The following is a 13111-nucleotide window of genomic DNA, read 5'->3' on the forward strand; positions in this document are numbered from 1 at the left end:
GGCCGCGCCAGCTCCGACAACTGGCGGAGCTGGCGCGGTTTAGGTGTCGCCGAGCTTCGCTTCATACTCGTCGCGGAAATAGCGCATGGTGCTCAGCACCGGATTGGGCGCGGTCTGGCCCAGTCCGCAGAGGCTGGTGGCCTGCACCACCTCGCAGAGCTCTTCCAAAAGGGCCAGCTCAGCCCGTGTGGCTTGCGACTTGGCAAGCCGGTCGAGGATGCTGTGCATCTGTTGCGTGCCGGTGCGACACGGGATGCACTTCCCGCACGACTCGGTCATGCAGAATTCCATGAAATAGCGTGCGACGTCGACCATGCTCGAGGTCTCGTCCATGACGATCATGCCGCCCGAGCCCATCATGGTCCCGAGCGTCTTGAGGCTGTCGTAGTCCACGGCGATGTCGAGGTGCTGCGCCGGGATACAACCCCCCGAAGGACCGCCGGTCTGCACGGCCTTGAAGGCCTTGCCGCCCGGGATCCCGCCGCCGATGACCTCGATGATGTCGCGCAGCGAGGTGCCCATCGGGACCTCGATGAGGCCGGTGTTCGTGATGGTTCCGGCCAGCGCGAACACCTTGGTCCCTTTCGATCGCTCGGTGCCGATCGAGGCGAACCACTCGCCTCCCTCGCGCACGATCGGGGCGATGTTGGCGAAGGTCTCGACGTTGTTGATGAGCGTGGGATGACCCCAAAGCCCGGACTCGGCGGGATAGGGCGGACGCGGGCGGGGTTGACCGCGCAGTCCTTCGATGGAGGCCATGAGCGCGGTCTCTTCGCCGCACACGAAGGCCCCTGCGCCGAGCCGGATCTCGACCTCCAGGTTGAACTGGGTATCGCCGATCTTGTTGCCCAAGAGCCCCGAGCGCTTGGCCTTGCGAATCGCGGTCTGGAGTCGCTCGACCGCGAGTGGATACTCGGCGCGGACGTAGACATAGGCCTTGTTGGCCCCGATCGCGTAGGCGGCGATGGCCATGCCCTCGATCACGCGATGCGGGTCCGACTCCAGGATCGCCCGGTCCATGAAGGCGCCCGGGTCACCTTCGTCCGCGTTGCAGATGACGTATTTCTGAGTCGCGGGCATCTTGGCGACGGTCGACCATTTCAGTCCGGTCGGATAGCCGCCGCCGCCGCGTCCGCGCAGGCCGCTGTCGGTGACTTCGCGCAAGACATCGGCCGGGGTCATCTCGCTCAAGGCCCGGATCAGTGCCGCGTATCCGCCGACGGCGACATATCCCTTGAAGCTGTCGGGGTCGATGATGCCGGCATTCTCCAGCACGATCTTCTGCTGACGCGCGAAGAAGGGCTGATCGGTCGGACACCGGAGACGTTCCACGGGCGGGCCGTCGACGCTCGCGATGATCTCCCGGGCGTCATCCGCGGTCACGTCGCGGTAGAGCACGGAACCTTGAAGGTCCGCCTCGCGATCGGCGACGGCGACCAGCGGCCCGGCCGAGCAGAGGCCCATACACCCGACCCCTTTGACCTTGCACGAGGGCTTGGCGTCGCCGAGCTCGGCGACCAGTGCATCGAAGACGGGGACGGCACCGGATGACTGACAGCTGGCCGCGAGACACACACGCACCTCGCGATCGACGCCGGCTTCGGCTTCTCGGTATTTCTCGGCCAGATCGGCCAGATCGTCGAGGTTCATCAGGTCAGCTCCTCGAGCTTGGCAATGAGTGATTCGCTGTCGAGCTTTCCGAGCACATCGCCGTCGATCACGATCGCCGGGGCTAGACCGCAGGCGCCGACGCAGCGTGCCGTCAACAACGACAGGCGGTCGTCCTCGGTCGTTTCGCCGGGATTGATGTCGTAGCGCTCTTGCAGGCGCTCGACGAGACCCCCGGCCCCTTTGATGTAGCAGGCTGTTCCCGTGCAGACGACGCAGGCGTGACGGCCTTTCGGCTTCAGTGCGAAGAGGTGATAGAAGGTCGCGACGCCGTAGACCTTGCTCAGCGGCAGGTCGAGGGACGCTGCGACAAACCGCAGCGACCCTTCGTCGAGAAAGCCGAAGGCGTCCTGCACGCTGTGCAGGGTCTCGATCAGGGCATGGCCGGCATAGCCGTTGCGGCGCATGGTCGCGTTGACGAGCTTCCAACGCTTGTCGTCACTGGGCAGTGGCGGCTTGGCTTGCTGCAGACTCATCTCCCCTCCGTTTCAATGGGTCATGGTTGCCGAGCGATCCAGTCGTCGACGCCGATGTCACAGAACCATGCCACAAGTCTATGACAAATGGATAGCCGGACGATGGTCTTCTTTTCGCGCACTTTCGGTGCGTTCGGTGTCTCCGCGCTTCCTTTCGGTGCCGCCCGGCGTGCGGGCCCGCCGAGCGCGTGGGGCGTGCAATGCGGCGGAAAACCCTCGGGCGCTCGGTATATACTCCCGACCCGACCAGACGGCCGCCAACGAGATCGATCCATGGACAATGCGCCAGCCACCCGAAAGCGACCACGCGGAATCTATCTGCTGCCCAACCTCTTCACGACCGCCGCACTCTTTGCTGGATTCTACGCGGTTCTCGCGGCCACGCAGGATCGTTTCGAGGCGGCTGCGCTGGCGATCTTTGCGGCCCAGGCGCTCGACGGGATCGACGGGCGCGTGGCCCGAATCACTCAAACCCAAAGCGATTTCGGTGCCGAGTACGACAGCCTCTCGGACATGGTCGCCTTCGGGGTCGCCCCGGCGTTGGTCGCCTATCACTGGGCCCTGGGCGGGCTCGGCAAGGTCGGCTGGCTTGCCGCCTTCGTCTTCACCGCCGCCGCGGCCTTGCGCCTGGCGCGTTTCAACACGCAGGTGAGAATCGCCGACAAGCGTTATTTCCAGGGGCTCGCCAGTCCGGCGGCCGCGGCCATCATTGCGAGCGGGGTCTGGATCGGCGCGGACACGGGGATCGCCGGGGCCGACGTGGCCTGGATTGCGGCCTTCCTGACCGCGGGCGCGGGTTTGCTGATGGTGAGCAACTTCCGCTACCTCAGCTTCAAGCAGCTCAACTTTCAGGGCCGCGTTCCCTTTCTCTTGGCCGTCGCCATGATGCTCGGGTTTGCCGTGATCTTCATCAACCCGCCGCTGATGCTCTTTCTGATGGCGACGACCTATGCGGTTTCCGGGCCGGCGTGGACCCTGCTGCGAGTGCGCAAGAGTCGGTCGCGCCATCGACGCGAGAGGCGTTGAGTCCGGTCGGAGCCGCTCGACGTGGATTGCCGACGCGCCCGGGTCGGTATCAAGCCGATGAATCTCGGCCATATCTTTTTTCTGAAGTCGGGAAACTGCTACGATACAGACCGTGCAGAGATCAAACCTGTTCTCGGTATCGATATGACGGACCGACCCTGAATGGATGGACCCGGTTTGCCGTCCGCGCCCTCGGGGGTGCTGTGACGGGCAACACCCGATCGATCTCCGGAGGGTCGATAATGAACAAGACATCCAACAAGAAGCCGGGTCTGCTGCGCCGGCTCGGGTCGTCGTTGTCGAAACGGCTGGCTCCGCGCGTACCGGACGAGGTCTCGTGCTGCGAGTTCGATTGTCGGCGGGCGGAATGCGTCGCCGGCGATTGGGAGCGCTGCACCTTGCGTCTGGACTACGCCGACCGACTCCGCGAGCGTCACGCACCAGACCACGAGCAAGGTTGAGCGATGTCATCGGGTCCGCGCGAGATCGTCACACCTTTTCGTCCCATCCCGTTGGATGTTCCGGCGGGCCTGACGCCGAACGAGTTCTTCAACAGTGCCGAAAACCTTCGGGATCTGGTGCAGAACAACGGTCTGCTGCGCAACCAAGAGGATCTTCTGCTTTACCGCAAGGCGCTGGGGCATTCCACCGAGCTGGATTGCTCGATCATCTACGACACCTCCAAGCGCATCCTCAACCCGCTCGGCCGTCCGGTTCGCAGGACCCAGGTCTCGCCCTCGGTGAAGCGTGTCTGGAACCGGATGAATCGGATCATCATCGAGGAGATGCTCCGACGCTATCCGGATCCGGGCGAGGCGCTGGTGATGGCCGGCGAGGCAAGTCTGGATGCGACCTGGCCGATGACCTCGCCGGGCGTGCCGAGTATCCGCATGCTGCACAACCACTTCATCGTCTTTCCGATGGAGCAGCTGCGCGCGGCTCCGTCGGCGGATCCAAGCCATCCCAACCTGACCGACGGGGGCCAGCACAGCCTCTTTCAGGCGCACATGCGGGATGTCTACCGCCGTTTCTTCGACGAGGCGTTGGACCTGCGCATCCTGAAAACGGTGCATACCGATGAGTCGCGCCTCGCCCTCACCGGCTATCCCGAGGGTCTGCCCTGCTGGGAGATCCAGGGCGGGGTCGCGGCCCTCGGCGACATCGCCTTTTGGGCGGAGTACGACGAGATCCTCCGGGGCTTTCTCGACTTCTACCGCACCTTCTTCTCGCAGGTGTCGAGCCGCAACGCAGCGATCCTGCCGGACGTCTACTTCCCGGATCAGATCGAATCGGTCCTGCTCTTCGACAACGCCTTCATGCAGACCGCGAAACGCGTTCGCGAGCGCTGTCTCGGCGACCCCGCCTACGCCAGCTCGATCCGCTGGGAGCCGGCCTTCAAACAGCTCATCTTTCGGCACGACTCCGGCCGCCTGATGCTGACCATCAGTCAGAACTCGATCGGCAACGCCATCACAGAGCTGCTCGGCGTCGTGGTGAAGCGCGTTCCGGACCGTGCCGCCTACGAGGCGTGCGAGCCGGCGCTCATCGAGCGTCTGCTCGAGATCCGGCGTCTACTCGTCGCCGCCGACCTCGGCGACGGTATCGCCACCCCGCATTGGCCCGCGGACTGAGTCTTACCCCGCACACGGAGTCGAGTACCTCGCGAGGTCTAGTGCAGTCCGGTGCTGTCCGGGTCGACCCGTTGCTCGGGTCGGCACGCCCGGCAGAATCGCCCCGGCCGAGTCCGCATGGCGGGCTGCCCCGAGATTTCATCGCATCTTCACGGTTCGTCAATATCCCGGCAATCGCGTACGGAGATCATATCCCGACGTTGATGGCTCGAGGCCGGCGATACGATGACCGACATCAAGCGCATGAATCCGCTGAAGTATCGGAGTATTTTCATCTCCGATGTCCATTTGGGCTTTCGAGGCTGCCAAGCCTCCCTTGTACTCGATTTCCTGCAATCGACCGAGTGTAAGCAGTTGTACTTGGTCGGCGATATCGTCGACATCTGGGCGATGAAGAACGGTGTCTATTGGCCCGAGGCCCACAATCAGGTGGTCCGCGAGGTGCTCGACAAGGCCAGGCGAGGGACGGAGGTCATCTACACGCCGGGCAATCACGACGAGCTCTTCCGCACCCATCTCGGTGCCGATTTCGGCAACGTGGCCGTGCGCGAGGAGGTGATTCACACCACTGCCGACGGTCGTCGCTTTCTGGTCATGCACGGGGATGCGTTCGACGCCGTGGTACAAAACGGCAAGTGGCTCGCGATGATCGGCTCGCACGCCTACGATGGCTTGCTCATGCTCAACGGGCTCGTGAGCCGGATTCGCCGTGCGCTTGGCCTCGACTACTGGTCTCTGGCCGGGTATCTCAAGCACAAGGTCAAGAATGCCGTGAGCTATATCGGCAATTTCGAGGCGGCGGTCGCGGGCGAGGCGGAACGCCGGCGGGTCGACGGCATGATTTGCGGCCATATCCACCACGCGGAGATGCGCGAGATCGCCGGTGTCGCCTACTGCAACTGCGGCGACTGGGTGGAGAGCTGCACCGCCCTCGTAGAGCACCACGACGGTCGGCTCGAGCTGCTGCGCTGGACCGACGCCTATCCCCAGACCGCAGACGTCGAGCACGCGCGCTTGGCGCTGGCGCGGACCGGTTAGCGGATCGGTCGGCGAGTCATTCGGCCGGTCGGTCGAGGGACAGGTCGGGAGCAGCCGCCGCTCGGTCTTCCGCGCGAAGCGATCTTCGATAGCGATCCCAATCGAACGCCGGCCCGGGATCCGTCTTGCGACCCGGGGCGATCTCGGCGTGTCCGGCGATCCGATCCTCCGTAATCGCGGGGTAGCGACGGAGGATTCGTCGTGAGCATTCGGCAAGGCGCATGTATTGCGCATCGGTGAACGGGATGTCGTCCGTCCCCTCCAGCTCGATCCCGATCGAAAAATCGTTGCAGCGCTCGCGCCCCCGGAACAGCGAGACGCCCGCGTGCCAGGCACGTTGCTCGAAAGCGACGTACTGCAGGAGCCGGCCGCTGCGTCGGATCAAGAGATGCGCCGAGACGCGCAGTCCCGCGATCGCTCGGAAATAGGGGTGCGCGGCTGGATCGAGGCGATCGAGAAAGAGATCGTCGATCCAATTGCCCGAAAAGTCGCCCGGCGGCAGACTGATATTGTGGATCACCAGCAGATCGATGGCCGTACCCGGCGGGCGTCGGTCCTGACTCGGCGAGGGGCGACGCTCCGCGCCCGCGAGCCAGCCCGCGTCGTCGATCTCTGCGTAGCCGCCTGCTCGTTCGTCAACGTCCACGTGGGCCTCCGCGCGGGCTATCCGTGCTCGAATCGATCCGTACGAGCGGCCGTCGACATGCCGGCGGCTCGGCCTGGAGCGATGCGGCGGCGGTTTCGGAATTCACCGCGTGCACCGCGGCCGTAGAGCAGGGACGAGTCGGCCTCGAATGCGCCGATCCAAGGTGACACCGCTCCCCGTATTGCTTACCATCGCCGAAAAAAAGCCCATCGCTTCCTCGGGGTTTGCCGGCCGCCCGAGCCTCGGCCTACGATGGTGACATGGCCGGCAATCGGCGTCGAGATTCACTTGCCCAAGTCCCCGCCAATCCAACCAGCATCCGGCCTCGCCGGTGATGCTTCGATCATGCGCGGGCGCGTCGTTGCCGACTGCGTGGGTCTGCTGGCCGAACGCTTGCCTCTACTCTGGCGCGCGCTCTTCGCAAAGCTCGACGATGCCCTGAACGATCTCGCCGACAAGTCGACCAACGATTTGAGCTATCGGGTCTATTTCGACGCTCGCGCGATCCTCGTCAAACAGCGCCAACGCCTTCAGAGCGATTTTTTACGGCGCGTCGCGCAGAGGGCAGGTCACCTGGTCGGCCGCAATCGCGCACCCGAGCCTAAGCCCGTGAACGGCGTCGGCGCCGAGTCGGCATTCGGCGATCTGGCCCTGCTTGCGGAGTCCGAGCTCGAGGAGATTTTGGCCACAGAGAACCTGGTATCGAAGGCGGAGTCACGCTATCGCTCCGATTTAATGGAGATCGATCTGCGTCTTTCCGCCTTGATGGGCTGGGGTGAGGTCGGCCTCGAGGAGAATCCGTTCGCCCCGTCTGCACTCTGCCATGCGTTTCGCGATACGCTGGCCGCGCTCCCCCCGTTCGAGCCGTCCGTGAAGCTGGTTGTCTACAAGCTCTTCGATCGGCATGTCATGGACCGGTTGGGCGATTTCTACCGCACTTGTGCGAGGCACCTCGAGCCCTTTTCGTCCGAAGCAGCCATTCTCTCGGCAAGAGGGCGTCCGACATCGACACCCGCCATGCCGACGCGTGGCATCCCGAGCTCGCGGGAAAGGCCGAGCTCGTCCTCGGACAGCCTCTCGGTTCCGTTCGATGCCTTGCGGACCTTGCTTGCGCGCCAACGACCGATCGCGACCGCGAGTAAGGATAGCGGTCGGGTGAAGATTGCGACGGCCGAGCTTCTGGCGTTGTTGGACAATCTGGACGTCGCTCCCGATCCGGTGACCGGACATCCCGCAGGGGAGACATTCTTGAGTGAGCAGCTGTCGGCTGCTCTCTCGGGCGAGGGCGGCCCGAGGTATGCGTTGGCGGAGCGAGATGAAGACACGCTCGATCTGGTGTTTCTCTTCTTCGAGCATCTCTTGGCCGGCGGTGCCATTCCCGATCCGATCAAGGTCCTGATCGGGCGGATGCAGATCCCGGTTGCGAAGATGGCACTGCTGGACAAGACTTTTTTTTCCGACGATACGCATCCTGCTCGGGTGTTGATCAACAACATCGGTCGGGCCGCGATCGGTTGGAGCGATGCCGACGGGCGCGATGCCGACAGCCTCTTCGGAATGATCGAGCGGGTGATCGAACGGTTGCTGCTGGACTTCGACGGCGACCCCAAGCTGTTTGCTCGGCTCGATCGGTATTTCCGGGCCTTCCTCGCGCGAGAGGTTGCCCGGGGCGCCGGCGTTGACGGCGATACGCCTTCGCTCCCCCGTGAGGGTCTGTCGATCGGTCTTCGCAGCGCGGGAGGGGTGATCGTCGATGCTGATCGCGCCGGCGTATCCGTGGATGCCGATCCTGCGCAAACGCAGGTTGCGGGCGCCCTTGCCGATCGCTTGGCGCCGTATGCGCAGATCCCGGGTGCAGTCGAAGTCATCCTATACGAGGGCTGGTCCGCGGTTCTGCTCGCGATCCATCGTACCCGGGGTGCGGATAGCCCGGATTGGCAAGCCGCGCTCGAGCTGATCGATCGACTCCTCTGGAGCGTGACCGCCAAACGCACCGCCGAGGAGCGCCGCCAGCTGCTCCACCGGATCCCGCACCTGCTCGAGACCTTGCGCCGGCAGCTCGCCGAGGTAGGCTGCGATCCGCGTTTGACGGCGCGGTGGCTCGGGGAGCTGCAGACCCTTCATTTGGATGTGCTCCAGGGCTCGGCACGCGGCGCAGTGCTCGGTGGTTCCGACGCCGAGACCGAGCGTTCGATCCGGGCTTCGAGCCCGGTGCCCTGCGGATGCGCGATCGGTGATTGGATCGATTGGGCTTGCCCGGACGGCGGGCGGGTCCGTCTCAACTTGGTTGCGTGGAACCCCGCACGCGACGAGTTGTTGTTCTTCGACCGACAGGGGCGCCGCCCGACGCGTTTTTCAGCGCGGGGGCTTGCCGAGGCGATTGGGGCCGGACGGGTCTCGATTCTGGGAAACGGCGAGACGCCGCTGGCGGATCAGGCGTTGCGCGCGATGTTGACGAGTTTAAGCGAGGTCTCGTTCGATGGCTGATTCAAAACAGGAGACGGCTGCCTCGCCCCGCGTTGCTCGCCCGTCGGGGCATCCGGACCTGCGTCTCGTCGAGACCCAGGTCCGAGCAGCGCTAGAGGAAGACGTCGGTTCCGGCGATCTCACGGCTGAGTTGGTGCCGCGCGATCAACGCGCCCGGGCCGAGTTGATCACGCGCGAGCCTGCGGTCATCTGCGGATGCGCTTGGTTCGAGGCCGCGTTTCGCCTGCTTGATCCCGGGATTGCGGTCCGTTGGGAGGTTGCCGACGGCGATCGCGTCCGTCCCGGACAGCGTCTCGCCCTCATCGAGGGTCCATCGGCCGGTTTGCTGACCGGCGAGCGCACGGCCATGAACTACCTTCAGACCCTCTCCGGGACGGCAACCCGTGCGGCTGAATTTGCGGCCGCGGTCGCCGGTCTGCCCGTGCAGGTCTTGGATACGCGCAAGACACTGCCCGGCTTGCGGGTGCAGCAAAAATATGCGGTCCTCTGCGGGGGCTGTCACAACCAACGCATGGGTCTGTACGACGCGATCCTGATCAAGGAAAACCATATTCTCGCGGCGGGCTCGATCCCGGCGGCCCTTAAGGCCGCGGTCGCCGCGGCCGGTGCCGGCGTGGAGATTCAGATCGAGGTCGAGAGTCTCGACGATCTGCAGACGGCTTTGGATGGCGGGGCGGAGTCGATCCTGCTCGATAATTTCGCGCTCGGGGATCTGCGTCTCGCGGTGGCCATGAGCGCGGGGCGCGCACGCCTCGAGGCGTCGGGAGGCATCACGCTTGCCACCATTCGGGCGATCGCCGAGACCGGCGTGGATCGCATCTCGGTCGGCGCGCTGACGAAGGACGTCACCGCGGTCGACCTCTCGATGCGGTTCGTGGGTTAAACCGCGTCCCGAGCGAGATGCTAACTTTCGAATGAGCTCGACGCTTGGTGCATCCACGGCCCTTAAACCGCGTCCGGAGCGAGATGCTGAATTTTCGAGTGAGTTCGACGTTTGGTGCATGCACAGCCCTTGGCGGGGACGCGGTTTAAAAAATATCTTTTTTAATATCTTAAACCGCGCCGGCTCCAGCGCTGGTCAAGTCTGCCGGAGCCGATCCCATCCAAAAGCATCGCATACTGCGCTGGGCGCGGTTTAACCGAGCTCGCGCGTGCGCCTCTGCCCGAGTTGGTGCTCGAGCGCACGCAGCCGCTCGCGCAGTTGTTCGAGCTCGTCGAGCAGCTCGAGCGCGAGTGCAGTACCTGCAAGGTTGAGGTCGAGGTCGCGCTGCAGGCGCACGGCTCGGCGCGCGCGGCGCACCTCCAAGCCGTCGAATCGCCAATCGTCGGGGTCTTGACCCTTGGGCCGCAGGAGCCCTTCGGTCACCATCAGTCTCACCACTCGGCCGCTGGAGCCGCACAGCTGGGTCAGCTCGGTGAGTGTGACCGTCAGCCCCTCGTCGAGCACGATCCCTTCAATGCGTGTCTCGGTCTGCGTCATGCGTCAGACTCCCATCTCGGCCCTTGGGTTGAAGTGTAGACGCTCGGCCATCTCGCGATAGGCTGCCTTGGCGGCATCCGTGGCTGCAGGCGGGGTGACGATCTCGAGCATGACCAGCTCGTCCCCGGCCGGCTCGCCGGGCAGCCCCCGACCCTTCAAGCGCAGGCGTTGCCCGGACTGAGATCCCGGAGGGACCTTAAGGTTCACTGTTCCGCCGAGTGTCGGGACCGAAACGGACGCGCCGAGCGCGGCCTCCCAGGGCGCGATGGGCAGTCGCAGATGGACGTCCTTGCCGTCGGTGGTAAAGAAACGGTGCGGATTGATCTCGATCTCCAGATAGAGATCGCCGGCATGGCCGCCGTTGATCCCCGGCCCGCCCTGACCGGCCAGGCGGATCTGGCGACCTTGCGTGACGCCCGGCGGAATGCGGACGTTCAGCGTGCGCGTGCGCGAGGTGACACGCCCGTCCGCGCCGATCTCGGGGATGTCGAGACGCAGCTGACGGGTTGCGCCGCGGTAGGCGTCCTCGAGGTCGATCGCGATGCGCGCGGTCTGATCCTGACCGCGGCGGCGGCGTTGAGTCTGGGCTCCCGGGTGAAACTCGCGTCCGAAGATGCTGGAAAAGAAGTCGCTGAACTCGGCTGCCTCGTCGGCGCCGAAATGGAAGTCGTGATGGACACCTCCGGGTGGCGGGCGAAAGTCCTGGCCGGCGTGCCAACTGCTGCCGAGTGCGTCGTAGGCGGCGCGCTTCTCCGGGTCGTGCAGCACCTCGTTGGCTTCGTTGATCTCTTTGAATCTGGCCTCGGCGTCGGCTTCCTTGCTGACGTCGGGATGGAATTTACGCGCGAGCTTTCGGTAGGCCCGCTTGATCTCGGCTTGGGTGGCGTCTCGCGCCACGCCCAACGTCTTATAGTAGTCCTTGTATTCCATCGCAGCGCCTCGAAGGTTTGGCCGACACGGACTCGTGAACCTCGTGTTGTGGGGGGAGGTATGGGCTGGCGGCGGTCATTGCACGGGTCGCGGTCAAGCGAGCGGGCTTATCCGGCTTGCTCCGGCGGCTGCCCGTCGGCCTTTTCGCGAGTGGACTCCATCCCGGCGAATGCGATCTGCGCGCCGTCATCGAGCGCGACGGTGGCCGGGTCGTCTTGCTCTTCGGGCGCGTGCGCCTGAACCGTTCGGCCCGATGCCCAGGCGCGCAGCGCTTGAAGTTGTCCGTGCATGACGACGGACAGGGGTTGGGTGCTAGCGATCTCGCCAAGGAGACCGGCCGTGGTCAGGCCATCCCCGGCGGTCTCGTCGGCATAGAGCGCGGAGACGATGGCTTGCTCGATGCCGGCGCCGGTGAAGCCTTCGCTCGCCTCGGCGAGTCGAGCCAAGTCGAAGCGTTCGGGGTCGATCCGCCGCTTGAGCAGGTGGATCGCAAAGATCTCGCGCCGTACGGTTGCGCCGGGGAGATCCACGAAGAAGAGCTCGTCGATCCGTCCTTTTCGGATGAGCTCTGGCGGGAGTCTGGAGATGTCGTTCGCGGTGGCCGTGAGGAAGACGCGGCTGTTGCGCTCGGCCATCCAGGTCAGCAGGGTGCCGAGCACGCGCCGTCCGACCCCGTCGTCCTCGGCACCCGTCGCGACGCCTTTCTCGATCTCGTCGATCCACAGGACGCAGGGCGACATGACATCGGCCGTCGCCAGCGCCTTGCGGAGGTTCTTTTCGGTTTCGCCGATATATTTGTCGTAGAGCGCGCCGAAGTCCAGGCGCAGCAGGGGCACGCCGAAACGTCCGGCAACTGCCTTCGCGGCCAGGCTCTTGCCGCCACCCTGAACGCCGAGGAGCAAGACGCCGCGCGGGTGATCCGCTTTGCGGTCCGGATCCAGGAAGGCATCGCGGCGCCGATCGATCCAGGCCTTGAGATTGCCCAGACCGGCGACCTCGGCGAAGGAGCGGGTGTCGTACTCGAAGCTGATGGCGCTCTCGGGGCCGAGCAGGTCGTATTTGGCGCGCTTGACCGCTTCGACGTCCTCCCGGGTGATGGCGCCGTCGTGACGAATGGCGTTGCGGATCAGCCGACGCGCGTCGGATTCGGTGACGCCGAGCAGGTTGCGGGCGAGCTGATCCACCGCGTCGCGGCTGGTCTTGAAGCTGCGCCCGTTCGCGCAGTCCTGCCAGCGCTTCGCCTCCTCCCGAATCAGGCCCATGATGCGCTGGCGGTCGGGCAGGCGCAGGCCGAACTGTACGCTTAGATGATGAAGCTCGGGCGGAACCTCGAGCGCATGACTGACCAGGACCAGGGTGCGCGGCAGGTCCGCGTAGCCTTGCGCGATCTCCTTCAGGAGGCGTACGTGCAGCGGATTGTCGAGATAGGGATGGAAGTCGAGCAGCAGATAGATGCCGCGTTGCTGTGTGGAGCGGATATTGCGGAGCGCTTCGGTCGGATCGGCGAGTCGACTCTGCGGCTCGGTATCGAGCTCGATGCGCCGCAGCCCCTCGGTCACCGACCAGCGAAAGGCCGGCTCCGCGAGGCGCACGGCAAGGCCGGCGAAGAGCTCGACGACACGCGGCTCCTCGATCGACTCGATGAGCACGATCGGGGTGTCCGAGCGCAGCAGAATCTCCAGGTCGTGCAGGTCCGGCATCATCGCGTACATGGCCTCCTCGGGATCCA

12 protein-coding genes are annotated in these 13111 nt (G+C 64.9%); 6 read left to right on the top strand and 6 right to left on the bottom strand.

Annotated elements, in window-relative coordinates; all coding sequences use genetic code 11:
- Nucleotides 1-39: 39 nt before the first annotated feature.
- Together nuoF and hoxE are read right to left on the bottom strand one after the other, a co-directional pair.
- Entirely contained in the window at nucleotides 40-1650 is a 1611-nt protein-coding gene (nuoF, locus tag THIMADRAFT_RS04865; RefSeq protein WP_007191863.1) for an NADH-quinone oxidoreductase subunit NuoF, read from the bottom strand.
- Complete coding sequence (gene hoxE / locus THIMADRAFT_RS04870) at nucleotides 1650-2144, bottom strand: bidirectional hydrogenase complex protein HoxE (protein WP_007191864.1); 495 nt, start codon at nucleotides 2142-2144, stop codon at nucleotides 1650-1652. The genes nuoF and hoxE overlap by 1 nt, the downstream gene beginning before the upstream one ends.
- 273 nt (nucleotides 2145-2417) lie before the next feature.
- Here hoxE and pssA point away from each other — a divergent pair, with 273 nt between their 5' ends.
- From pssA to THIMADRAFT_RS04890, 4 genes are all read left to right on the top strand, one after another.
- A complete protein-coding gene (gene pssA, locus THIMADRAFT_RS04875; RefSeq protein WP_007191865.1) occupies nucleotides 2418-3170 on the top strand; it encodes a CDP-diacylglycerol--serine O-phosphatidyltransferase in 753 nt (250 codons plus the stop codon).
- A gap of 242 nt (nucleotides 3171-3412) precedes the next feature.
- Entirely contained in the window at nucleotides 3413-3631 is a 219-nt protein-coding gene (locus THIMADRAFT_RS04880; protein WP_007191866.1) for a hypothetical protein, read from the top strand.
- A gap of 3 nt (nucleotides 3632-3634) precedes the next feature.
- Entirely contained in the window at nucleotides 3635-4801 is a 1167-nt protein-coding gene (locus THIMADRAFT_RS04885) for a hypothetical protein (RefSeq protein WP_007191867.1), read from the top strand.
- A gap of 225 nt (nucleotides 4802-5026) precedes the next feature.
- A complete protein-coding gene (locus tag THIMADRAFT_RS04890; protein WP_007191868.1) occupies nucleotides 5027-5839 on the top strand; it encodes a UDP-2,3-diacylglucosamine diphosphatase in 813 nt (270 codons plus the stop codon).
- A gap of 16 nt (nucleotides 5840-5855) precedes the next feature.
- On the opposite strand, the gene ampD is transcribed toward THIMADRAFT_RS04890, so the two are convergent.
- Nucleotides 5856-6485 (bottom strand): 1,6-anhydro-N-acetylmuramyl-L-alanine amidase AmpD, encoded by a 630-nt coding sequence (gene ampD, locus THIMADRAFT_RS04895; RefSeq protein ID WP_007191869.1) that lies wholly within the window; start codon nucleotides 6483-6485, stop codon nucleotides 5856-5858.
- Nucleotides 6486-6830: 345 nt separating this feature from the next.
- On the opposite strand from ampD, the gene THIMADRAFT_RS04900 reads away from it, so the two are divergent.
- On the top strand, nucleotides 6831-8972 hold the full coding sequence (locus tag THIMADRAFT_RS04900) for a DUF1631 family protein (RefSeq protein WP_040729832.1): 2142 nt from the start codon (nucleotides 6831-6833) through the stop codon (nucleotides 8970-8972).
- Complete coding sequence (nadC, locus tag THIMADRAFT_RS04905; protein WP_007191871.1) at nucleotides 8965-9855, top strand: carboxylating nicotinate-nucleotide diphosphorylase; 891 nt, start codon at nucleotides 8965-8967, stop codon at nucleotides 9853-9855. Before THIMADRAFT_RS04900 ends, nadC begins: the two co-directional genes overlap by 8 nt.
- 252 nt (nucleotides 9856-10107) lie before the next feature.
- On the opposite strand, the gene THIMADRAFT_RS04910 is transcribed toward nadC, so the two are convergent.
- The 3 genes from THIMADRAFT_RS04910 to THIMADRAFT_RS04920 form a co-directional block, all read right to left on the bottom strand.
- Nucleotides 10108-10452 carry a chaperone modulator CbpM gene (locus THIMADRAFT_RS04910; RefSeq protein ID WP_007191872.1) on the bottom strand — a complete coding sequence of 115 codons (345 nt, stop codon included), beginning with the start codon at nucleotides 10450-10452 and terminating at the stop codon, nucleotides 10108-10110.
- A gap of 3 nt (nucleotides 10453-10455) precedes the next feature.
- Nucleotides 10456-11382 (bottom strand): DnaJ C-terminal domain-containing protein, encoded by a 927-nt coding sequence (locus THIMADRAFT_RS04915; protein WP_007191873.1) that lies wholly within the window; start codon nucleotides 11380-11382, stop codon nucleotides 10456-10458.
- 107 nt (nucleotides 11383-11489) lie between these two features.
- A complete protein-coding gene (locus THIMADRAFT_RS04920) occupies nucleotides 11490-13082 on the bottom strand; it encodes an AAA family ATPase (protein ID WP_199484215.1) in 1593 nt (530 codons plus the stop codon).
- Nucleotides 13083-13111 lie beyond the last annotated feature (29 nt).

The sequence above is a fragment of the Thiocapsa marina 5811 genome (assembly GCF_000223985.1).
In the GTDB taxonomy this organism is placed as follows: domain Bacteria; phylum Pseudomonadota; class Gammaproteobacteria; order Chromatiales; family Chromatiaceae; genus Thiocapsa; species Thiocapsa marina.